16 protein-coding genes are annotated in these 22267 nt (G+C 67.3%); 5 read left to right on the top strand and 11 right to left on the bottom strand.

Features of this window, described 5'->3' with window-relative positions; translation table 11 throughout:
* Nucleotides 1-25: 25 nt before the first annotated feature.
* From ABD231_RS18005 to pseB, 8 genes are all read right to left on the bottom strand, one after another.
* Nucleotides 26-1672 (bottom strand): solute symporter family protein, encoded by a 1647-nt coding sequence (locus ABD231_RS18005; RefSeq protein WP_344152722.1) that lies wholly within the window; start codon nucleotides 1670-1672, stop codon nucleotides 26-28.
* A complete protein-coding gene (locus tag ABD231_RS18010) occupies nucleotides 1669-2010 on the bottom strand; it encodes a DUF485 domain-containing protein (RefSeq protein WP_344152725.1) in 342 nt (113 codons plus the stop codon). The genes ABD231_RS18005 and ABD231_RS18010 overlap by 4 nt, the downstream gene beginning before the upstream one ends.
* A gap of 65 nt (nucleotides 2011-2075) precedes the next feature.
* Complete coding sequence (locus ABD231_RS18015; RefSeq protein WP_344152728.1) at nucleotides 2076-2891, bottom strand: class I SAM-dependent methyltransferase; 816 nt, start codon at nucleotides 2889-2891, stop codon at nucleotides 2076-2078.
* Between the two features lie 38 nt (nucleotides 2892-2929).
* Nucleotides 2930-3667, bottom strand: coding sequence for a cytidylyltransferase domain-containing protein (locus tag ABD231_RS18020; protein WP_344152731.1), 738 nt, complete (start codon nucleotides 3665-3667; stop codon nucleotides 2930-2932).
* A complete protein-coding gene (locus ABD231_RS18025) occupies nucleotides 3655-4470 on the bottom strand; it encodes a hypothetical protein (RefSeq protein ID WP_344152734.1) in 816 nt (271 codons plus the stop codon). Before ABD231_RS18025 ends, ABD231_RS18020 begins: the two co-directional genes overlap by 13 nt.
* Nucleotides 4470-6128, bottom strand: a complete 1659-nt coding sequence (locus ABD231_RS18030; RefSeq protein WP_344152737.1) for a hypothetical protein — start codon at nucleotides 6126-6128, stop codon at nucleotides 4470-4472. Before ABD231_RS18030 ends, ABD231_RS18025 begins: the two co-directional genes overlap by 1 nt.
* A gap of 10 nt (nucleotides 6129-6138) precedes the next feature.
* Entirely contained in the window at nucleotides 6139-7263 is a 1125-nt protein-coding gene (locus tag ABD231_RS18035) for an aminotransferase class I/II-fold pyridoxal phosphate-dependent enzyme (RefSeq protein ID WP_344152739.1), read from the bottom strand.
* Nucleotides 7263-8246 (bottom strand): UDP-N-acetylglucosamine 4,6-dehydratase (inverting), encoded by a 984-nt coding sequence (gene pseB, locus ABD231_RS18040; protein WP_344152742.1) that lies wholly within the window; start codon nucleotides 8244-8246, stop codon nucleotides 7263-7265. Before pseB ends, ABD231_RS18035 begins: the two co-directional genes overlap by 1 nt.
* 98 nt (nucleotides 8247-8344) lie before the next feature.
* Between pseB and ABD231_RS18045 the strand changes: the two genes are divergently transcribed.
* Nucleotides 8345-9352 carry a PseG/SpsG family protein gene (locus ABD231_RS18045; protein ID WP_344152745.1) on the top strand — a complete coding sequence of 336 codons (1008 nt, stop codon included), beginning with the start codon at nucleotides 8345-8347 and terminating at the stop codon, nucleotides 9350-9352.
* On the opposite strand, the gene ABD231_RS18050 is transcribed toward ABD231_RS18045, so the two are convergent.
* Both ABD231_RS18050 and ABD231_RS18055 read right to left on the bottom strand, forming a co-directional pair.
* Entirely contained in the window at nucleotides 9337-11514 is a 2178-nt protein-coding gene (locus tag ABD231_RS18050) for a hypothetical protein (protein WP_344152748.1), read from the bottom strand. The two genes, ABD231_RS18045 and ABD231_RS18050, sit on opposite strands and share 16 nt — an antisense overlap.
* A gap of 197 nt (nucleotides 11515-11711) precedes the next feature.
* Entirely contained in the window at nucleotides 11712-14015 is a 2304-nt protein-coding gene (locus tag ABD231_RS18055) for a hypothetical protein (protein ID WP_344152751.1), read from the bottom strand.
* Nucleotides 14016-14057: 42 nt separating this feature from the next.
* On the opposite strand from ABD231_RS18055, the gene ABD231_RS18060 reads away from it, so the two are divergent.
* The 4 genes from ABD231_RS18060 to ABD231_RS18075 all read left to right on the top strand — a co-directional run bounded on the left by ABD231_RS18060 (nucleotide 14058) and on the right by ABD231_RS18075 (nucleotide 20179).
* On the top strand, nucleotides 14058-14810 hold the full coding sequence (locus ABD231_RS18060; protein WP_344152754.1) for a GNAT family N-acetyltransferase: 753 nt from the start codon (nucleotides 14058-14060) through the stop codon (nucleotides 14808-14810).
* Between the two features lie 212 nt (nucleotides 14811-15022).
* A complete protein-coding gene (locus tag ABD231_RS18065) occupies nucleotides 15023-17317 on the top strand; it encodes a glycosyltransferase family 2 protein (protein ID WP_344152757.1) in 2295 nt (764 codons plus the stop codon).
* Complete coding sequence (locus ABD231_RS18070) at nucleotides 17317-18147, top strand: hypothetical protein (RefSeq protein WP_344152760.1); 831 nt, start codon at nucleotides 17317-17319, stop codon at nucleotides 18145-18147. Before ABD231_RS18065 ends, ABD231_RS18070 begins: the two co-directional genes overlap by 1 nt.
* On the top strand, nucleotides 18140-20179 hold the full coding sequence (locus tag ABD231_RS18075) for a hypothetical protein (RefSeq protein ID WP_344152763.1): 2040 nt from the start codon (nucleotides 18140-18142) through the stop codon (nucleotides 20177-20179). The genes ABD231_RS18070 and ABD231_RS18075 overlap by 8 nt, the downstream gene beginning before the upstream one ends.
* A 604-nt stretch (nucleotides 20180-20783) precedes the next feature.
* On the opposite strand, the gene ABD231_RS18080 is transcribed toward ABD231_RS18075, so the two are convergent.
* Nucleotides 20784-21896 carry a class I SAM-dependent methyltransferase gene (locus ABD231_RS18080; RefSeq protein WP_344152766.1) on the bottom strand — a complete coding sequence of 371 codons (1113 nt, stop codon included), beginning with the start codon at nucleotides 21894-21896 and terminating at the stop codon, nucleotides 20784-20786.
* Nucleotides 21897-22267: the final 371 nt, after the last annotated feature.

A 22267-nucleotide genomic window follows, 5' to 3' on the forward strand; every position in this document is an offset into this window, starting at 1 on the left:
CGGACCGGCCTTTGGAGGAGAGAATCTAGTGCTTGGTGGCACCTTCTGCGCCGGCGCCGGTGAGCGCGCGGACGGACAGTTCGGTGTAGCGGCCCTCGGAGGACTTGTCCTTGCCGAGGTAGGTACCGAGCACACCGAACAGGAAGCCGAGCGGGATCGACACGATGCCCGGGTTCGACAGCGGGAACCAGGCGAAGTCCGCGCCGGTGATCATCGACGTCGGCTTACCCGACACCACCGGCGAGAACGCCACCAGCACCACCGCGGAGATCAGACCGCCGTAGATGCTCCAGACCGCGCCCGAGGTGTTGAACCGCTTCCAGAACAGGTTGAACAGCAGCGACGGCAGGTTCGCCGAGGCGGCCACCGCGAAGGCCAGCGCGACCAGGAACGCGATGTTCAGCTTCTGCGCCGGGATCGCCAGTGCGATCGCGACCGCACCAATCCCGATCGCCGCGAACCGGGCGACCCGCAGCTCGCTCTTCTCCGACGGCTTGGTCTTCGCGATGACGTTGGCATACAGGTCATGTGCGAACGACGAGGCCGAGGTCAACGTCAGACCCGCAACCACCGCGAGGATCGTGGCGAACGCGACCGCCGCGATCAGCGCCAGCAGGATCGACCCACCGACCGAACCGGCGCCACCACCGACCGACTCGGCCAGCAGCGGGGAAGCGACGTTCCCCTTCGACTCCGCAACCGGCGAACCCTTCGCGGTGTTCAGCAGCGCCGCGGCGCCGAAGCCGAGGGCCAGCGTCATCAGGTAGAAGGCGCCGATCAGGCCGATCGCCCACTGCACCGAGCGACGCGCCGACCGCGAGTCCGGCACGGTGTAGAAGCGGATCAGGATGTGCGGGAGCCCCGCCGTACCGAGGACGAGCGCGAGTCCGAGCGACAGGAAGTCGATCTGCCCGACCAGGTCCTTGCCGTAGAGCAGACCCGGCTGCAGGAACGACTCGCCCTTGCCGGACTTCGACGCGGCCGCGCCGAGCAGGTCGGAGATGTTGAAGTGGAACTTCAGCAGCACCAGGAAGGTGATCAGCACGGTGCCGGTCATCAGCAGCACGGCCTTCACGATCTGCACCCAGGTGGTGCCCTTCATCCCGCCGATCGTCACGTAGACGATCATCAGCGCGCCGACCAGGACGATGACCGCGGCCTTGACGCCCTCGCTCTTCACTCCGAGCAGTAGCCCGACCAGCGAACCGGCGCCGACCATCTGGGCCAGCAGGTAGAAGATCGACACCACGATCGTGGACGACGCGGCCGCCGTACGGACCGGGCGTTGTTTCATCCGGAAGGCGAGCTGGTCGGCCATCGTGAAGCGGCCGGAGTTCCGCAGCAGCTCCGCGACCAGCAGCAGCGCCACCAGCCAGGCCACGAGGAACCCGATCGAGTACAGGAAGCCGTCGTACCCGTAGAGGGCGATCTGGCCGGAGATGCCGAGGAAGGATGCCGCCGACATGTAGTCGCCGGCAACGGCCAGGCCGTTCTGCGCGCCGCTGAAGTTGCGGCCGCCGGCGTAGTAGTCGGCAGCGGTCTTGTTCTGCCGGGACGCCCACCAGGTGATGTACAGCGTCACGGCAACGACCGCCGAGAACAGCGAGATGGTGAGCACCCGGTTGCCGGGCTCACCATCAGCGAGAGGAATCAACAGCGGGACGAAGTTCACCGGCGGCGCTCCCTCTTGTACTTGGCGTTCAGGCCGGCCGCCAGCGGATCGAGCTTGCGGTTCGCGTACCGGCCGTAGACGGCGGCGATCACGAAGGTCGACACGAACTGCAGCAGGCCGAAGATCAACGCGATGTTGATATGGCCGACCACCTTGGTGTTCATGAAGTCACGGGCCCAGTTGTTACAGGCCACGTAGGCCAGGTACCACGTCATGAAGGCGATCGTCCACGGCACCACGAAGTTCTTGTACCGTCGCTTCAGCTCGGTGAAGTCGGCCGCGTCGTGCACGGCCTCGTAGGCGCGGGCATCCCGCTCGCGCACGACATCCTCGTCCATGCGTGCACGTTAGCCCTAAGTAGGTGGTTTGTGACTTATCGGGCGTGTCCGCAATCAAAATGTTTCTACAGGTGCGGTGCGACCGGCGCGTCGAGGGTACGGCGGTAGTTCGCCAGATCGCTCGGCCGAGTCCGGTAGCACTCGGTGAAGTACGGCATCCGCAGCGGCTCGGGCGGGCGCGCGCTGGCGTCGTAGATCGCGTCGACCTGCTCCAGCACCGTCTCCCGGCGGGAGTCGGTCAGCATCGCGATCCGAGAGTGCGACTCCGCAAGCTGCCGCAGGTTGTACCGGTCCAGGTCCTGCCAGTGCCGGAACCGTGCGGTTTCCACCCCGGCGAACATATCCGACTGCAGCAGCGTCGGCATCGGGTCGAACTTGTCGGTGCCGTGGCTGTCCGGCCCCTGGATCGCCTGCATCATCCGGCGCACCCACGGCACGACGACATCGGCGTTGTTCCACAGCAGACCCAGTACGCCGTTCGGTCGCAGGATCCGGGCGATCTCGGGCAGCGCCCGGGCGTGGTCGAACCAGTGGAACGCCTGCCCGACGATGACCGCGTCGACCGAGGCGTGCGCGAGCGGGATGGACTCGGCGGCACCGACCATCGTGTCGATACCGGGCCGCTTCCGGCAGACCGAGAGCATCTCCTCGGACGGGTCGACCGCGACCACATCGTGCCCGAGCGAGGCCGCGACCGCGGCCAGCTTGCCAGTACCCGCACCCAGGTCGAGCACCTGCAGCCCGCGCCCCGGGCCGAGGATCCAGGTCAGCGCGTCGACCGGAAAGGTCGGCCGGCCCGCGTCGTACGCGGCCGCGACGGCCCCGAACGACGTGGCGCGTGCCGCGTCGGAGGGGCCGGGGGCTGGATCATCGGTGCTCATCACGGTAAATCATGCCGTAGCCGACCGCTTGCACGCGGCTACTCGCCGAGCTTCTTCTGCTCGATGTGGGCGTTGAGCGTGGTCAGCTCGGGATGAGTGTCCAGAATCTCGACCAGTTCGGCACAGTTCAGGTTCGTCGCGCCATGCTCCTCGAAGAGGGCATCGAGCAACTGCCAGTCGTCGGGAGTGTCCAAACACAGCCGGTACGACGCTCCGCCGCCGGCCCACGGGAGGTTCAGCAGGCGCATCTCGCCGGACCGGTTCTGGTGCAGGTACGGCGTGACATGTTCGCGGTCCGCCTGCAGAGTCGCGTTGGCCTCCGCGTCGTACAGGCGTTTCGCGGAGAAGACCTCGTAGTCCATGCCGCGCGGGTAGGTGCGCTCGAGGCAGTTCGAGATGTAGAGGTCGAGGTCCTTCTCGAACCGCCAGCGGTCGACGGCCGCGGAGATGATCGCCGGATCGATCAGCGGGCAGTCCGACGTGACCCGGACCAGGCCGTCCAGCTCGTGCTCGCGAGCGGCACCGGCGAACCGGCTCAGTACGTCGTCCTCCGAGCCCCGGTGCACGGGGACGCCCGCGTGCTTGGCCACCTCGAGGATCACGTCGTCGTTGTAGTTCGTCGTCGTGGCAACGATCACCGGGAGACCGGTCTGCCGCAGCCGGTCCAGGTGGTGTTCGAGGAAGGACTGCCCGCCGGCGGTGAGCAGGACCTTGGCCGGCAACCGCGAGCTCGTCACGCGCACCTGGGTGACGATGCCGATCTTCAGTCGTTCCATCGGAACAGCTCCCGGATCTCCGCTGGGCAGACGACGTGGTCGACGCCCAGTTCGGTGTCGGTGAACTCCTGGGCGATCTTCGCCGGGACGAAGGGCTGGTCGAGTTCGGGCCAGAGGCGTTTGATCCGCGCCTGCCCGCCGAATGACGGGTGCTCGTTCTCCAGCACCATCGGGTCGCCGTACACCCCGGGCTGCAGGCCGATCGAGGCGCCGTACAGGACGGCGGAGCTGAGCCGGTTGGACGCGACGCGGGTGTGGCTGCGGAGCTCGCGGAGTTGTTTTAGGAGGAAGTCGGCGTCGGTTTTGCGCCAGTGCAGACCGCGGTAGCCGTGGGTGATGACGCGGAAGCCGGCGTCGGCGTAGACCTTGCGGATGGCGGGCTGCTGGTACTCGTTCCAGTACAGGCAGACGGTCACCGGGGCGGTCTCATGCTCGTTGATCGAGGCAACGATCCGGCCGTGGTCGCCGAGCACGTTCTGCCCTTCCCAGCCGTGGAACGGATAGAAGAGCGTGCCCTTGGCCTTCTTCGCGGGAGTTGCGAGGTTTGGGTGCACCTTCAGCAGATACAGCCAGACCGAACCGATCACCGAGTAGTTGCGCAGTCCCATCGACTGACCGCGCCTTCGCACGCTGTCGGACCACACGTACTTCGGCATTCCAGGCGCGAAGTTGGTGCCATGGGCGAACCCGTCCAGGATGTTCCACCCGTGTTGCAGGTAGCCCCAGATCCGCGGCGGTTTGCGCAGACCGGCGTACGCCGCCATCACGTCCGCATGCCCGTAGAAGTGGTTAGCGTGGTGCATCAGCGCCTCCGCAACACACGCTTCAGCCGACGCCGAACCACCCGCGCCGGATTCAACATCGCATGCCCGAGCCGATAAGGCACCGACCGCCGAATCCCACTAGCAGTCCCCTCGAACAAGATCGCCCGAGCACTCGCATGCGCCAACTCATCCGCCAACCGAGCAACCGTGCTGAGCTGCTCAGCACTCCCCAACGGCCGAATCACGTCGCGCGTCGTTGCCGGCGCCAACGTAATCCCCACCATCGAAGCCAACCGAGCCGTCAGCTCCTCCACCCCACCCCCCGCAGGCCAAGGTTGCCTCGAGCCACTTTCCAACGCCCGCCGCACAAACCGTTCGAGTTGTTCCTCGACCGTCCCGCCGCTTCCCTCGCCAAACAGCCGGTACGACGTCCCGTCCACGATCACGTTGTCCGCAGCTCCCGCCGTCGACGTGGTGCGCAACCACTCGACGTACGCCGTGATCTCCCGCCGCAACGCCAACTGATCGTCCACCCGAAGCGCCGCCAGCAACCGCTCCTCCACCAACTCACCGTCGACGGACTCAACAGGCAACTCGACACCAACCACGACGTACCAAGCAGGCGCCAACTCCACCAGCAGGCCAGCCCGCGCGGCATCCATCACCACCCGATACGGATCCATCAACGCAGGCCCACCATTGCGCCCAGCAACAACCCGAGCCGCCCGCGCGCCTGTCAGCTGCGCGTTGTCGCCAACGAGGATCTCAGCCTCAACCAATGACGGATACAACCCGTGGATGCGAGCGGAGAGGACGCCCGCCCGAAGCCCACTCAAACCCGCGCCCTCCGCGCTCGCATCCGCGCCGCTCACACCCGCGTCCGCATCCGCGCCGCTCACACCCGCGTCCGCATCCGCGCCGCTCACACCCGCGTCCGCACCCGCGCCGCTCACACCCGCGTCCGCACCCGCGCCGCTCACACCCGCGTCCGCACCCGCGCCGCTCACACCCGCGTCCGCACCCGCGCCGCTCACACCTGCGCCAGCACCTGCGTCGCTCACGACGCTCGTGGGCGACTCCACCTTGGGTGCGCTCTGCCTTTCCTCCACCTTCACCCCAACCGCGCGCAGCGCGGTTTCGAGGGGGGTGAGGCCTGCGGGGGCGGTGTCGGCTACTGCTCGTCCCCAGTCCTCGTCTCGGGGGAGGGCGGCGGTGATGTCGGGTTGGATGAGGCGGTTGACGCTGAAGGTATTTGTTGCGCCGAGCAACATCCGCCCGTGGGGGGACAGGCAGTTGACGAGTTTGGCCAGTGCATCTGTCCACGGCAGTGACTCGGTGTCGGGGCCGACCAGACGCTCCAAGCCGTCCAGGGCGACGATCAGGTCGTACGTCTCGTCCGTCTCGAACCGGTCCAGCGAACCGCAGTAGACCTGGGTTTTCGCGTGGGTGAGCGACTCCGCGAGCTCCTCGGCATCCGGCGCCGACCGGACCAGGATGTCGATCGACTCGGCCTTCGCCGCGAGGTCGGCGTACAGGCTGTGGCTGTGGGGGCCGGCGATCAGTACGGTGTCGCCGGGTTTCAAGGCGGCGGCGAGTACCGCGGTTGCGGCCGGCCCGGAGACGGCGGGGCGGCTGTCGGCCGGATGGAGGTCCGACCAGTTGAGCATCTCTCCACCGACCAGATTCGATCGGGTCACTTCAGTCACGTTAGCCAACCAGTCTAGTGAGGGTCTCGATCACCCGGTCGACGTCGTTGTCGGTGAGGTCCGGGTAGAGCGGGAGGGAGAGCTCCTCGGCGTAGAAGGCCTCCGCGTTCGGGCACAGGCCGCGGGAATAACCCTGCCGTGCGAAGACAGGATGCCAGTAGACGGGGATGTAGTTCACCTGGACACCGATACCGGCCGCCCGCATTCCCTCGAAGATCTCGCGCCGGCGCCCGCCGAGCACCCGCACCGGATACAGATGCCACGCGGGATCAACACCCGCCCGCTGCACCGGCGTACGCAGTCCATCCACCCCACCGAGCGCCTGGTTATAACGCGCAGTGATCTCCGCCCGGCGACGCTTGAACGAACCCAACCGCGAGAGCTGAGAGAGCCCCAGCGCCGCGCCGAGATCGGTGAGCCGGTAGTTCACGCCGTACTCATGCACTTCCTGATGCCAAGGACCCTCATCGACGATCTCGAACCGCGCCGGATCCCGCACCAGCCCGATGAAGTGGAACTCGTGCGCCCGCTGACCGACCGCCGGGTCCTTGCAGACGACCGCACCACCCTCACCGGTCGTCAGATTCTTCGTCGGAAAGAACGACATCGTCGTCACGTCAGCCAGATCCCCGACCGGCCGCCCACCGGCACTCCCGCCAATCGAGTGCGCCGCATCGGCGAGAGTCCGCGCGCCCACCGCGTCGGCCAGCGGTTGCAGCGCCGCATAGTCCGCAGCCTGCCCGGCGTAGTCGACCGCCGCGATCACCTTCGTCCGCTCAGTCGTCACCGCCGCAACTGCTGCCGGATCAAGCAGCGCAGTGTCCGGGTCCACATCGGCGAAAACGACGCGAGCACCAAGGAGAGCCGCGCACGACGCGGTAGCGACGAACGTCATCGGCGTCGTCACCACCTCATCGCCCGGCCCGACACCAAGCGCCGCATACGCGATATGCAGCGCCGCGGTCCCCGACGTACAGCTAACAGCCCGGTGCCCACCCGCCAGCTCCGACACCGCCGCCTCGAACGCAGCAACCGCCGGACCGGTCGTCAACCAGTCTCCCTGCAGCACTGCGGTCACCGCCGCGATATCCGCAGCAGAGATCGACTGCCGACCATAGGGAAGCACTAGTGATCCACCTCGAGGATCTTCTGGATCTCCTCGATCGTGTACCACGTGTCGTTGGTGTCCGACGCGTAGTGGAAGCCCTCGTCCAGCTGTACGCCGCCCTCCGGCGGAATGTAGCCCCAGGTCGCCAGATCGGGTTGCAGCACGAAGCGGTTGCCGATGGCGAGCACCCGCCGGCCTTCCTCCGGGCTGATCATCTCTTCGTGCAGCTTCTCGCCGGGGCGCAGTCCGACGTCGTGCATGGCCGCGCCGGGAGCGATCGCCTCGGCCAGGTCGGTCACCTTCATCGACGGGATCCGCGGCACGTACAGCTCACCGCCGGTCATCAGCTCGAACGAGTCGACCACGAACTCGACCGCCTGCGGCAGCGTGATCAGGAACCGCGTGCACCGCAGATCGGTGATCGGCAGCGACTGCCCGGCCGCGTGCAGCGCGCGGAACTTCGGGATGATCGACCCGCGACTACCCATCACGTTCCCGTACCGCACCACAGCGAACCGGGTGTCGTACGCCGCCGCGTAGTGGTTGCCGTTGATGAACAGCTTGTCCGCGGTCAGTTTGGTCGCTCCGTACAGGTTGATCGGGCTGGACGCCTTGTCGGTGGACAGTGCGACAACCCGCTTCACCCCGGAGTCGATCGAGGCCTCGATCACGTTCTGTGAGCCGATCACGTTCGTCTGGACGAACTCCCACGGGTTGTACTCGCCGCTATCGACCTGCTTCAGCGCCGCCGCGTGGACGACGTAGTCGACCCGGTGCATCGCCCGCAGCAGCCGGGCCCGGTCCCGGACGTCACCGAGGAAGAACCGCAGCCGGGAGTCGTCGCCGAACAGCTGGCGGACCTCCCACTGCTTCAGCTCGTCGCGGCTGAAGACGATGATCCGGCGCGGATTCAGCCGCTCCAGCGCGTGCCGCACGAACGCCCGGCCGAAGGACCCGGTGCCGCCGGTGACGAGAATGTCGGAGCCGGTGAGGATGGACACGTCGAGCAGGCTCCTTCTGACGGACGGTAGCGGTTGCCGCTCCGAAACAATAGCTGCCCGGTTAGCGACCCTCTCAATCCACTGGATACGGTCTGTGCGTGAGCCGTGTCGGAGTGCGCTGCGATGTAGGACCGACCCGGGGCATCGGCCACGTGATGCGCTGCCTCGCTCTCGCCGAAGAGCTCCAGCGCCGTGGGCTCGCCGTGGACTTCATCTGCGACGCTGACACAGTCCCCTGGGCAGCAGCCCAGCTCACCGCCCGTGGCATCACCATTCGTCCTGCGGTCTGGACTCCTGCGGAGCACGTGGAGGTGCTCAGCCGGTACGACGCGGTCGTGTTCGACTCGTATGACCTCGACGCGGCGGTCTACTCGGCAGTCCGTTCCAGCGGGCTACCGACACTCGCCATTGTGGACGGCGACTTCCGGGGCGCAGTGGCCGACGTACTCGTCGACCAGAACCTCGCCGCCGAGCTGGACGACCCGGTCCTGCCGCCCGACTCGGTCCGCCTCGCAGGGCTCGACTACGTGCTGATCCGCGACGAGATCCGCGCCCTGCGCCCGGTAGACCCGCCGGCCGCGCGGATGGTCGACGTACCGAAGGTGTTTGCCTTTTTCGGTGGAACGGATGCCTTCGGCGCCGGTCCGGCCGTCGTAGGGGCTTTGGTCGCGACAGGCGTACCTTTCGACGCCACCGTGGTTGCTCCGACCCCCGAACTGGCCGCACAGATCACTGCGGTCTCCTCGCTCGTCAACGTCATCGCCCCGACCGACCGGCTCGCTGCCGCAGTGCGCGAGGCGGACGTGACCATCAGCGCGTCCGGTACGTCGACCTGGGAGCTGCTGTGTCTTGGCGCGACCGCTGGTTTGGTGTGTGTCGTCGACAACCAGGTGATGGGCTACGAGCGCGCAATCGCCACCGGTACGGCGGCTGGTGTCGGAGTGCTCTCCGAACTCCAGGCGGACCCGACAGCCGCAGCCGCCGTGCTGAAGCGGTTGCTGACTGACTCAGCCGAGCGAACGCGACTCGCGGCCGCAGGCTGGCGCATGGTCGACGGTCAGGGGCGTGTCCGAGTCGCGGATGCGCTACTTCACTTGATCTCGTAGATCGTCACGTCGAGTGTCGCGTGCCGGATGCTGACGAACTCCCCGAGCTTCGGTGACACGGCACCGGCCCGGCGGTCGGCGAACAGGTAGCGCACCCCGGCATTGCGCAGTCGCTGGATAACGTCAGCCGACGGCGACTTGAACGCGGTGTCGTTCGTGGCCAGCTTGCTGCTGTCCCAGTACGGGATCAGGCTCGGATTCGAGTTGGTCTCCAGCGCGATCCGGTTCGCCTGGTTCGAATACGACCAGCCCTCGACCAGTACCGGTCGCTCGGACAGCGCGGCGAGCCAGAAGTGCCGGCTGTCGCACACGTTGTCGCGCTGGATGATGCAGTGCGCGTTGGTCGCGATCAGCTCACCTGGCTGCGTGTTCCGCCGCAACCAGCGTGCAGCCCCTGCCTCGGCAGCGGTCGCTCCGCCACGAGAGACCTTGGCGTAGACCAGCTTCGACGCACTGTCCGACACAAACGCCTGCAGCGGTACTAGCACCGAGCCGATCATGCACGCGGCCACCGCAGCGGCCACGATCGCGATTCCCAGGTTGCCCGGTCGACGAAACACCTTCCAGCCAAGCCCGACGACCACTCCGACGATCAGAAGCACGGCCAGCATCCATAGCCACGGATCTCTGTCACCAGCGGCTTTAGAACGCGCAACCGCGAGCCCGGCCAGGCTGAGCGCCCCAGCGATCCCCACCAGCGCCACACCACGCCGGTCACCCAGACGGCCAACCAGATTGGCCAGTCCGACACAGGCGAGCACTGCGATCGCCGGGAACGCCGTACGGAGGAAGTAGAGCTGGCTGATCCCGGACTGCGCGGTCATCAACGTGCCGATCAGTCCGGCCACCGCGAACCCCATCAGGAACGCCGTACCGACGTCACGCCACTTGCGGCCGAGGAACCACATTCCGCAGACCGCGAGCCCCCAGCTCAGCAGCGTCGCGAGCGGCGAGGACGACAATTGGCTGAAGGTCTTGAACGGCTTGATCTCCGTGCCCCACGTGCTCCCGCCGAAGATCGTCAGCATCGCGGCGACGAACACAACAAACGCCAGTAGACCGCCCAGCAACGCAGTCCGATTGCTCTTGCGTGCCATACCGGCATGGACGAAGGCAAACGCGAATCCGAAGCCCAGCAAGGGCAAAATGGTCGACTTGGCGCCCGCAGCAACCAGTGCGAGCAGAACCAGCAGCACCCAGCGACTCCGCGGCGGCTCTGCGCGCAGGAGGTCGACTGCGACGACGCACAGCGCCATGGCGATCATGACGCCCAGGTTCTGCGTAGGACTCAGATACGCCGCGACTGCCGTGGACAAACCACCAAAACCAGCATCTGGAAGCGGCTGCATCGCACCGCCCAGTCCAGCGATCAGTACGGCGAGCGGCCCAGCCCAAGTCGCACCGGTCTCGGCCGTCGGAGCAAAACGACTGGCCAGCGCGAAGACCAATCCGCACCCGGCCAGGAACAGCGGTAGCCAGGTCAGCGAGTGGATGAGGTCGGTCAGGTCGATCCGCGTCGCCCATGCGGTCGCAGCCGTCGACTGGTGGTAGAAGGTGTGGTACTTCATCGGCTCACCACCGAGCCACAGCGTCGAGACCGGTACGTCGTACTTCGCGCTGGCGGCCACGGCCTGCTGGAACGCCAGATCGGGGTACGAGCGGAGCGGATCGGTGTATGCGGGCAGGAACTGGCCCGGACCGCGCCGGTAGACGATCAGAACCACGACCGTGGTCGACAGTGCGAACAACCACGCCTGCAACGGCCGGAGTGGTTGCGCAACCCGCCGCCACACCCGTGCTCGGATGTCACTGTCGATGAACGAGAGCACCAGCACGACCGGGCCCCACACCCACGACCACGCCTGCAGTCCGATCGACGCAGCGGCCAGATAGACCACGATCTGTCCCGCGGTGCCGACTGCGAAGCCGCCGGCCAGGTCCTCGACCAGGTTGCGGCTGTAGTTGCCGATCAGCCGCCACAGTGCGAAACCGGGTAGCGCGACGCCGAGTGCGATGAACAGGACGAACCGGACCACCTCGAAGAAGGTGGAGTGTTGCAGCAACAACCCGATCCCGAGGATGCCAACGGCAACACCCGCCAGTAACCCCGTGAGGGACGGCCCCGCCGTTCGCGGCCCCCGCCGCCGTGCCCGTGCGCGCATGCGCACACCCTAGTGCCCCGTCGAGGAGCGTTCGGCACCTTTAGCGGCGCCCCAGACGCCCGCTGGCGGCGTTGTCGTCGTCGCGAGATGCTCCGCATCGCGCTCCTCCTCCGCCTTGCCAGCGAACGACTGGACCACCGCTAAAGGCACCAACGCCCCTCGACGGGGCACGAGCGAATCCGCGCGTTTACACAGGGTTATCCGAGTTCGTAGACGACAGCATCCGGAGCCCGGAAGCGGACCGTTGCCAGCGCCTCCAGTTCCGGGGACACGGCGGTCTGCGCAGGGTCGGCGTACAGCCAGCGGACGCCGTACTCGGTGCGGAGCTCCTGCAGGTTGTCGCGGGTGGGTGCGACGAAGACGCGGTCGTTCTCGGCGAGCTTGTCCTGGTCCCAGTACGGGAGGATGTTCGGGTTCAGGGCGGTGCTGACGACCTGGTCGTTGATCGTGTTCGTGTAGGCCCAGCCCTCGATCAGGACGTGCCGCTCGCTGAGTCCGGCGATCCAGAAGTGCCGGGCGTCGCAGCCCAGTGCGCTCTTGCGTGCGCAATGGGCGTTGGTGGCAATCAATTCGTCGGGGGTGGTGTGGTCGCGCAACCACCGCGCTGCGGCCAGTTGCGTGGCCGACGGGCCCAACAACGTGTCCTCGGCAACGGTTTCGGTCGGCTTCGCGTCGCCCATGCTCGGCAGTGCACGCAGTGGCAGGTAAAGACCTGCACCCATAGCCGCCAGCACGAACCCCGCCAGAACTACGCGACCAGTCCGCTGCCGAAGCCAGACCGCCGCGAGGACACCGACCAGTGCGAGCAGGGCGATTGTCAGGACCCATGGCAGGACCAGTCCGGTCAGTGTGCCGTCCTCCCGGCGGAACAGCACGGCGTCATGCGGTAGCGCCCGGATGATTCGCCGAGCGACCGCAGTCGCCGCCATACCGCCCAGGACTGACCCGAGCACCAGCCACTTGGCTCTGCGGATGCTGAACACCAGCATGTGCGCACCGACGGCAGCCAGTACGGCGATGATCGGTACGGCGGTTCGGTGGAAGTACATCTGGCTGGAACCGGACTGGTCGGTCAGAGCCATTCCGCAGAACCCAGCGACCGCTACCCCGATCAGGAAGATCATCCCGGCGTCACGCAACCAGCGCTTCGCCGTACCGGCCAGAACGACCAGTCCGGCGGTACCGAGCAACCAGGCCAAGCAGGTGACGACCGCGCTGATCCACATCGAGCTGTGGTCGTAGTCGCCGGTGTCCCACTCGCGCTGCCAAGCGATGAACGGGTAGACGCCGATCTTCGCGAAGGTGACCCACGGCCGGAGTGACAGCCCGGTCGAGTGGTTGCCGAAGACCACCACGATCGCGGTCAGGATCACACTGGTCACCGCTACCGCCATCACGACCGCACGCCGTGCGATCCGGCGCTGGCAGAGGCGAACGAGCACGACGAGCCCGAGGCCGCAGAGGACCAGCGGGAGGATCGTCGCCTTGGAGCCGGAGGCGGCCGCCGCGACGAGCAGACCGATCAGCCAGGTACCGCGGCTGTTGCGGCCGCGCAGGATATCGACGATCACGATCGCCAGCAGCACGGTCAGCCCACTGCCGAGGTTCTGCGTCGGACTGCCCCAGAGGTAGGCGGTCAGACTCTCCTGCGGCAGTGTGAAGCCCGGGTACACGTTCACGGTGCCACCGATCGCGGCGACCGCGACGGCGAGCGGACCGGCCCAGCGTGAGCCCGGTGCGAAGCGGTCGGCGAGCACGAAGATCAGCGCGCAGCCGGCGAGCGTCAGCGGGATCCAGCCGATCGTGTAGATCAGATCGGTCAGGTCGACCCCGGTCGCCCAGTTCACTGCCGCGGTGAACTGGTGGAAGAAGTAGTGGTAGTCCATCTGCTCGCCGTGCACATACGACGCCTGCAACGGGAAGTCGTACTTCGCACTGGCCGCCAGAGCCTGCTGGTACGCCATGTCCGGGTTGTTGTACGCCGGGTCTGTGTAGGGAGCCGGTGCGACGTTCCGCGGCCGAGCGATCGCATAGACCGGCAGCGCACACGCAGTGGCGAGCAACCAGGCAGTCAGCGGGCTCACCGGGCGCTCGACCCGACTCAGCACCCGACGACGCCACCGCGGTACGGCGAACGCCACCGCCACGACCGGGAGTTCCCACAGCCAGGCCCAGCGCTGCAGCCCGAGCGGCGAGACACCCATGTAGACGAGCAGCAGCGCGGAGACTCCGACCAGCGAACCAGCGGCCACATCCTCGACCAGGTTGTGCCGGAATGGACTGGCAAGCCGCCACAGCACGACACCGGGCAGAGCGATCCCGAGCAGCCAGAAACGCACCATAGCGAAGACGCTGTCGGCAGACGTGGCTCCGGCCATCAGCCAGATCACCAGCACGGCCAGAGCGGCACCGGCTGATGCTTTTGCGAGTTGGTTCACGGCGGTCCGCCGACTGGGGCGGGCGGTCGGACGTGCCGACGTGCCCACAGTGAGGGTCGGCACCCGCGCCACCATAGGCGTGCATTCGCTAAGCTGCCAACTCCTATGAGTTGGTACGAAGCGCTCGAATCCGGTGAGCTCAGCATCCGCCCGTCGGTGGACGCGGCGAAGCGGTTCGGCGTTTCGATTGACCGGATGTCGGTGTCTGCCTCGGCTGGGACGCCACTCGCCGAGGTGCTCGCTGCGATCGAGCGGTCGACGGCGGACGTCGTCGTACTGCGGTATCCGGCGCGGGAGACCACGTGGTTCGCCGCCTTGTCCGGGGGACCGCGGAACGCGCTGCTGGCCGACACCGTCGTGTACTGGTCGCTCCCGGCCGGCAAGGGTCGGCGGCCGGCGCCACTGGCCGGGTTCACGGCGAAACTCGAGCCGGCGGCGGACGACGTACTGGTCGACGACGTGGTGGCCGACATCTTCGGCGACTCCGGGAACCACTACTGCGCGAACCCGATGTTCGACCGGGCCGTCGCACTGGCCGGGCGGCAGGAGTGGGCCCGGCGGCGGATCCGGGAGGCCGGTGCGGTCGTCCTGCGCGGTCCGGACCGGCGGGTGCTCGCGCTGGCGTCCATCGACGAGCGGCGGTCCTGGACCGAGATCCAGCTGGCCGGCGTCGTACCGGCTGAGCAGGGCCGCGGCCGGTACGGGCACCTGCTGTCAGCCATCGAGGATGCGGCCACCACGCGCCGCCTGGTGGTCTCCACCCAAGCGCACCAGACCGGAATCCAGCGGATCTGGGCACGTTACGGCTTCGAACCGGTGCATAACCTCCTCACAGTCCACCTCGTTGCCGCTACGTAGGGTGCGCGGCCAGGGCGCACCCCTCGGGCGAGGGGAGTACTGCCACCAGTGGCCTGCAAGGGATGTAGCTCGACGCTATCGGCGCCCAGGCACGCACCTCGCGCCACTTGCCCAGCGCCCACGATGCTCCGCATCGAGGCCACTGACCAAGCACCACGATGCACGCACCTGGACACCGCTATCGTTCGACCTACCTCCCTTGCAGGCCACTTGTGACGCCTCGGCTGAGCGTGGTGGTGCCGTTCTACAACGTCGGGGAGTACATCGGCGACTGTCTGGACTCGATCGCCCGGCAGACCTGGACCGATTTCGAGGCGATCCTGGTCGACGACGGGTCTCCCGACGACAGTGCGGTGATCGCGAAGGACTTCTGCACCCGGGACTCGCGGTTCCGGATCGTGCAGCAGGACAACGCCGGTCTCGGACCGGCCCGGAACACCGGCGTCCGGCACGCGCAGGGGGAGTACCTGACCTTCGTCGACAGCGACGACCTGGTTACCCGGCACGGCTTCCAGAAGCTCGTCCGCGCGCTGGACCGGACCGGCTCCGACTTCGCCGGCGGTAACGCGCGGCGGTTCAACAACAGCTCCGGCGTCCGCCCGTCCTGGCTGCACCGCCAGCCGTTCATGCGGGACCGGTTCGCCACCCACGTGTCCGAGGTGACCGATCTGGTCCTGGACCGGATGGTCTGGAACAAGGTCTATCGGCGCTCCTTCTGGGACGAGTACGGGTACGAGTTCCCCGCCATCCGGTACGAGGACTACCCGGTCACCCTGCAGGCGCACCTGGATGCCGTCACCGTCGACACCATCGCCGCACCGGTCTACTACTGGCGCGAGCGGGAGTCCGGTGAGTCGATCACGCAGCAGAAGTTCCAGCTCGGCAACCTCGAGGACCGGGTCACCTCCGCCGGACTGGTGATGGACCTGGCCGACAAGGCGCTGCCGGCGATCCGGAGCAAGCTGCACGCACACTTCACTCAGATCGATCTCCTGACGCTGATGATGGCGTTCGGCACGGTTCCGGACGGTGAAGAGCAAACCCTGGTCGACCTGGCCGGCAGTCTGCTCGGCCGACTCGACCCTGCCGCGCTGGAACGCGCACACCGCTACGACCGCATCCAGCACGCCGCACTGCGCGCCGGAGACGTCGACCTGCTCCGGCGACTCGCGATCTTCCGCGAAGACGGCGGTCTACGCGGCGGTGCCCGGGTCCTCCCGCGACCGCGGAAGCGCAAGCAGTACGTCTACAACTACCCAGGCCTGTACGACGGCGCTGTGTCGCCCGAGCTGTACCGGGTTGCCGAGCAGGACCTGACGCTGGCGACCAGTGTCCGCGAGGTCAAGTGGGTCGACGGGAAGCTGTCCGTGAAGGGCACCGCGGAGATCAAGCACCTGGCGATCTGTGAGTCGTCCAGCCTGCGCATCGACCTGGTGATCGCCGGACTGCCGTATCCGCTGCACGTCCGCCGGTATGACGCCACTGACCTGCACGGGGACACGAGTCGCGTCGGGTTCGAGGTGGTGCTCGACGAGGAGCTCCTGGCCCGGTGCACGGCCGGTCCGACACATTTCGACGTACAGCTGAAGTTGGGGCGCTTGCGGCGTCGGGATCGGCTCCGCGGCCAGGCTGCGGGCAGTCCGGGCTGGCCGCCCGGTGCGTGGATCTCCCCGACCAGCTGGGTTCAGCCCGGTCCCGGCAAGGACGGGTGCTTCGCCGTACGGCGACTGTCCGACCCCTGCCGGTTGACGTCGATCGAGCACACGCCGGAAGCGCTCGTGCTGCACGGGCGGTCGTCGTTCGATGAGCCTTCGTTGTTCGTCACGCGCCCGGTGTCGGGTGGCGAGGAGCAGGTGCCGATCAAGGTGGACGGGCGCGACTTCACCGCGTGGCTGCCGATCGGACCGATCATGGCGGAGATCAATCCGGACGATCCGTTCAGCCAGCGGACCACTCGGGCCTTCCGGCTCCGCGGTCCGGCCGGTGAGGAGAAGCTGCTGCTGTGGACCGCCGGTGACCGCGCGGTGTCGCACGCCGAGCGCGGCCGGGTGGTCACGATGACCCGTTCCACCGGCGGCTACGTCAACCTGCACGAGTCACCGATCCGCTTCGCGGCCACGGCTGTAGTTGCTGCAGGCAACATGTTGGTCGCGCGTGGACCGGACTGGGGTGAGGTGTCGTTCGCGTGGCGGCGCTTCCTGCCGGGCACCGACGACTACGTGGAGGTGCTGGCGCGGCGGAGCTTCTCCGATGACGGCTGGTCCGCTGTGGTTGAGCTGGACGCGCTTGTCCCCGTCGTCGACCCGACGGTTGAGCGACGAGTGTCGGTGGATCCGACTGCCTCGCTGGCCGACTGGATCCTGTTCGCGGTCCTGCATGACGGCTCGGCCCACGCCGTACAGTGCGAGCCCTTCCTCTGCAGCCGCCTGCCGCTGGTAGTCCGCAGTGCTGGGCACTCGCTCGCCGTACGGCCGCATGCGGGCACTCTGCACGTGGAGGTGCGCTGATGCATCACCACAACCACTACTACGGGCAGGCGCACATCCTGGCGCGCTATGCCGGGCTGGAGTACGACCAGCCGCCACGACTCCGCGGATACCTGCAGCACGGCTGGAACATCGGCTGTGGGTGGAATCCGGTGCACGAGTTCTACGACGGCGCGTGGCGGTTCACCTGGAGCGATGCGCCACGACGGCGCGGCCATGCGCTCGGGCGGCGGAACTACCACAGCATTGGCGCGCCGTTCCTGTACCTGCTCGACCTGGTGCCTCCCGTCGCTTCGGTGCCGGAGGAGGAGCGGGAGGGGACGCTGTGGTTCCTCTTCCATGGCTGGGAGGGCGGCAAGATCCACGGCGACCACCAGCGGCTCATCGACGAGATCCGCGAGACCGAGCCCGGTCCGGTGACGTTCAGCCTGTACTACACGGAGTACGAGCGTCCCGAAGTACGCCAGTACTACGAGGACGCGGGCTTCCGGGTGGTGTCGTTCGGGCGGCGCGGCTTCTCCTACGAGGGGACCGATAAGCAGTTCCTCTACAAGCAACTGGCCGAGCTGCGTAAACACAAGCGCGTCGCGGCCAACCGGCTGTCCACCGCCATCTTCTACGGCGTCGCTGCCGGCTGCGAACCAGCTGTGTACGGCGACCCGATGGAGATGGACGGTGAGAACCCCCTGTTCGGTGGGCAGAGCCGGATCGAGCGACTGTGGCCGGAGATGCTCGGCACGTCGATCGACCTGGAAGCAGCACGAGCGACCACGGACCTGGAGCTCGGCAAGGACTGGATGATGCCGGCCGCGGAACTGCGGATGCTGTTCGATTGGAGAGAGCGTGTCTGAGGTTCTGGTGGTCCGTGGTGAGATGCAGCCCTGGACCGATCACACCACCCGCCAGCCGGTGCTCGCCGCCCTGCTGACCGACGTGATCCCGGCCAACCGCCGCACACTCATCCTCGGCCCGCACTCCCCGCTCCTGATCGAGTCAGTGCTAGCCCACTCGGCCGACGTCACCATCCTGGTCCGCTCCGTCTCCGACGCCGAGCAACTGACCGAAACCTTCGGCCCGTGCCTCCACGTGGTAGCCGGTGCCCTGGACGGCCTGCGCACTGCCACTCCTACTTTGTTCGAGGACACTGCGCCTTTCGAGGTAGTTATCGCCGCAGACGGCCTGGACCGAGTCCTCGGCTACGACAGCGACCACCTCACCTGGACCGAACGCCTAGCCGCGCTCCAAACACTCACCGCACCCGACCCCGTCGTCGTACTAGGTCTCCAGAACGAGTTCAGCCTCCAGAACCTCCTGGACCGCCGCCCACCCCACCTCCGCCACGGCAACGACGAGTGGATCCCCCTCCACGACGACCCAACCCGCCCAGTCTCAGTACCCCAGTTCCAAGCAGCGCTGCCCTGGCCGGCCCAGCTGTACGCCGACTTCTCCTCCCACACCCTGATAGCCGCAGAAGCCGCCACCACTGCCCGCCCCGGCCACCTCCCCACCCGCCTAGCCGTCGAGGCCCTGGAGTCCGTAGACACCCCCCTCCTAACCTCCCCCACCGAGCCCCTCGAATCAGCAGCCCGAGCCGGCCTCCTCTCCGCCGTCCCCACCACCTGGCTAGCCATCTGCAACACCACCACCCCCCACGCCCTCTACACCCAGTCCGGCCCCACCACCCTCAAAGCCATCCCCACCACCGCCCCACACGCGTCGACCACCGCCTCCGCCGGCGTCACCGCGCACGCGTCGGCCACCGCCTTCCCCGGCGCCGCCCCACACGCGTCGGCCACCGCCATCCCCACCACCGCCCCACACGCGTCGACCACCGCCTCCGCCGGCGTCACCGCGCACGCGTCGGATCCCAGTCCGTCCGGGCCTTGCGCCACCGCCTTCGCGGACGCGTCAGCCCTCGCGCCCACCGGCTGGCACCTCACCCTCACCCCCACCACCGGTGCTGGGCTGGTGGACGCACCCTCCTTCACCACCTCCGCCGACAGGGGAGTCGGCTCGCTCACCCCCCTCCCACCAGAGGCCGTAGGCCTCGCCAGGCCGGCGGAGAACTCGGAGCTGCTCTTCGACCCGACGGTCGTGCCGACGGAGATCCCCGGCGGGGAGACAGTCGAAACCGTGCTGTTCCGGCTGGCTGCGGCTGAGGATGTGCCGGGGTTCCGGAAGGTTGCCGCCGCGCTGGGCGAGTGGGCGAAGAGCTCACGAGTCCTACTCCGCTGGGACGACATCATCGTCGACGGCGACACCTTCGCCTACGGCATCTCCGGCTGGGTAGCCCCCGAACGAGTCGACAAGAACGACCTGCTCGCCACCGCCTGGCTCCGCTTCCACAAACGCCTCGTCGACACCCACCGCCGCCACCCCTGGCCGCCCTGGATGATCGGCGACGACCTGGTCGCCACCTGGCTGTCGATGTCCGGCGTGATCCCCGCCGACCCAACCCCCGCAACCGCCCCGCACGTCGAATCCGCCGTCGCCGAACAACTTGCCTGGGGCAAACAACTCTCCGCCGCCCTGGCCGCCGTACTGGACCCGCGCGAACAAACCCACCCCGACCTCCGCACCACCCTCGCCGACGCCGACCGAGCACGCCAAGAACTAACAGAGCTCCAAGGCCACGTCTTCGGCCTCGAGCGCACCCTCGGCTTCCGCAACAAAGCCCTCAAAACCCGCGAGAACCGCATCCGCGAACTCCGCACCCAGGTCCAGAAAGCCACCGCCGACCGCAACAAACTCCACCGCTCCCGCTCCTACGCCCTGGCCCGCGCAGTAGCCCGAGCCGCCCAGATCCGCAACCCCCGCAAACTGGCAGGCAAGGCGAAGCGCCACCTCCACAAACACCTCAACAAACTCCGCCCACCCCGCTAACCCCTGCCTGCCACGTCAACCCAGTGGCTCGCACCACGAGCCGGTACGACGTTGGGCACGGGGCAACCACGTGCGCGGCCGGAAGGTGGTTGAGGGGTGCTCAAGGTGAGCCGGTCGGGGCAACCTTGAGCACGGTTCGACTGTTTCGGCGGGCCTCACGTGGTTGATCGGTGCTCAAGGTGATCGCCGGCCCACGATCTCGGGCCCCCGGGGATGCCCGGCGCGTTAGTCGGAAGAAAATCGGCGCCTGGACCCGAAAAATTGCCGACTAACGTGAACCTCGAGCATCGCGCACCTCAGCCACAGCGCACGCCCTCGGCCGAGCCCCTTTCGGTCTGTACCCCGGACTCGACCGCCAAAAGACGGCCGACAAAGCAAGAGGGCGGGCCGCGCGGGTGGCTGGGCTGGTTGGCGAGGCCCGGCTACCGCGGCTCACGCCGTCTGGGGTTGCCGGGCTGTGGTTGCCGTGCGGGAAAGCAACCGACTACCCGCTAACCGACCCCTCACACGCGCCCGTGCTGTCGATCGCGCGTTGGACGGCAACTATTTCGCGTATGGCACCCCAAAGTTGCCGGCTGACGCAACCCCCGCCCTAACGTCCGCGTTAGCGGCGGGCTATGAGGAGTTGGTGGGTGTCGGGCCAGTCGATTGGGTCTCCCGTGGAACTCGTGAGCGAGGCGACTGGGGCGATGCGGTTGTCGATGACCCAGTTGTTGCGCCAGGCCTTCGATGACGGGTCGAGGTGGAATCCGGCGCGCTCCGCGACCGCTGACCAGCCGGCGAAATTGAGCCCGCAGAACTGCTCATGCGTTTCGCTCAGCCAGTTGTCCACATAGTCCTTGCGGGTCAGGAAGTCCATCGCATCGGCCAACCGCAGTACCAACCGATCACCCTGTACGGCGTACTCGAACGGCACGTTCGCATTCCGCCGGAAGTCCTGCGCGAACTGGAAGAACCGCGCCCGCGTCGACAACTGACCGACGTACGACGCGGGGTCATCGAGCGACTCGAGTTCCAGCGGCTCGGCCGGGTTGGCGCCGTCGCTGTCATCCAACCGCAGTACGACGGACCGCTCGGGCTCAGCCGGTCCGCAGACATCGGAGTTGATCCAGACACCGTCCGGCGCGGTATGCGCGAACAACGCATCCGCGAACCGCTGCACGGTTTCGGCCCGCGACCCATCGGCGTACGACCAGATCTCGTGCGTCAACGCCAACGTCAAAGTGGTGTCGATCGACCGTGCGGGGAAGACCGCCGAGCCGAGCATGTTCCGCTGGTAGAAGTACACGTTGGGGTTCCGGAAGAGCCCTTGTTCCTTCTTGTGCTCGCATTCGGCGTACAAATGCCGTGCGACCTCGACCCCGATCAGGTCCGACTCGTGGAACCGCGGATCCGCATCGACCAGCTGCAACGTCGCCCCGGTCGCGCACCCGATGTCCAGAATCCGCCCCGGCCGGACGAACTCCTTGATCTGCTGCCATTTCCGATCCGCCGCCGTCTCGAATGCATCGGCGTACGTCTTGTAGTCCCGCGTCGTCGTGAGCCCACCGTCGTCGCCCACCACCGGATCGTTCACACACCGCTGCACATGCGCATCCAGTGCATACCGCTCGAACACATCCACTGTCGCCGGATGCGCCACCGCCCGCCATTCATCATTGCCAGCAGCAACCATCAGCAACACGTCCCAAGGCCGCAACACCCCCTCAGGCTCCACGCCGACAACCTCAAACCCGAGCAATTCATACAACTTGCTCACCTCAGGCGTCGAACAAGCCACCACCGTGTTCCCCGGCGTCAACCGCACAAGGTCATCCGTCCCAGCCTCAATAGCCTTAACGGTGACCTCGGCAAACTCATCCGTAGGCGGCGTATCCACCACCCCCACCACCAACGACCGAATCCCCTCGGCGACGCTGAACCGCTCAATCGCCGCCTCCCGCCGATCGAACCCGACAGGATTCCGCTTCGTAGTCCGGTGATTGGCCGAAGTCACCGCCCAAACCACAGTCCGCCCCTGCGCCGCCTCCCGCAGAAACTCGCCCTGAAACCGAGTCAGAACATGATGCCGCCCCGGAAACAACAAGT

It is taken from the genome of Kribbella yunnanensis (genome assembly GCF_039529655.1).
Taxonomy (GTDB): domain Bacteria; phylum Actinomycetota; class Actinomycetes; order Propionibacteriales; family Kribbellaceae; genus Kribbella; species Kribbella yunnanensis.

Bases quoted from the DNA above. Each gene is read 5' to 3' on its own strand.
- ABD231_RS18025 (WP_344152734.1), bottom strand. From the start codon at position 4,470: ATGCACCACGCTAACCACTTCTACGGGCATGCGGACGTGATGGCGGCG.
- ABD231_RS18070 (WP_344152760.1), top strand. From the start codon at position 17,317: ATGCATCACCACAACCACTACTACGGGCAGGCGCACATCCTGGCGCGC.
- ABD231_RS18060 (WP_344152754.1), top strand. From the start codon at position 14,058: ATGAGTTGGTACGAAGCGCTCGAATCCGGTGAGCTCAGCATCCGCCCG.
- ABD231_RS18015 (WP_344152728.1), bottom strand. From the start codon at position 2,891: ATGAGCACCGATGATCCAGCCCCCGGCCCCTCCGACGCGGCACGCGCC.
- ABD231_RS18010 (WP_344152725.1), bottom strand. From the start codon at position 2,010: ATGGACGAGGATGTCGTGCGCGAGCGGGATGCCCGCGCCTACGAGGCC.
- ABD231_RS18020 (WP_344152731.1), bottom strand. From the start codon at position 3,667: ATGGAACGACTGAAGATCGGCATCGTCACCCAGGTGCGCGTGACGAGC.
- ABD231_RS18050 (WP_344152748.1), bottom strand. From the start codon at position 11,514: ATGCGCGCACGGGCACGGCGGCGGGGGCCGCGAACGGCGGGGCCGTCC.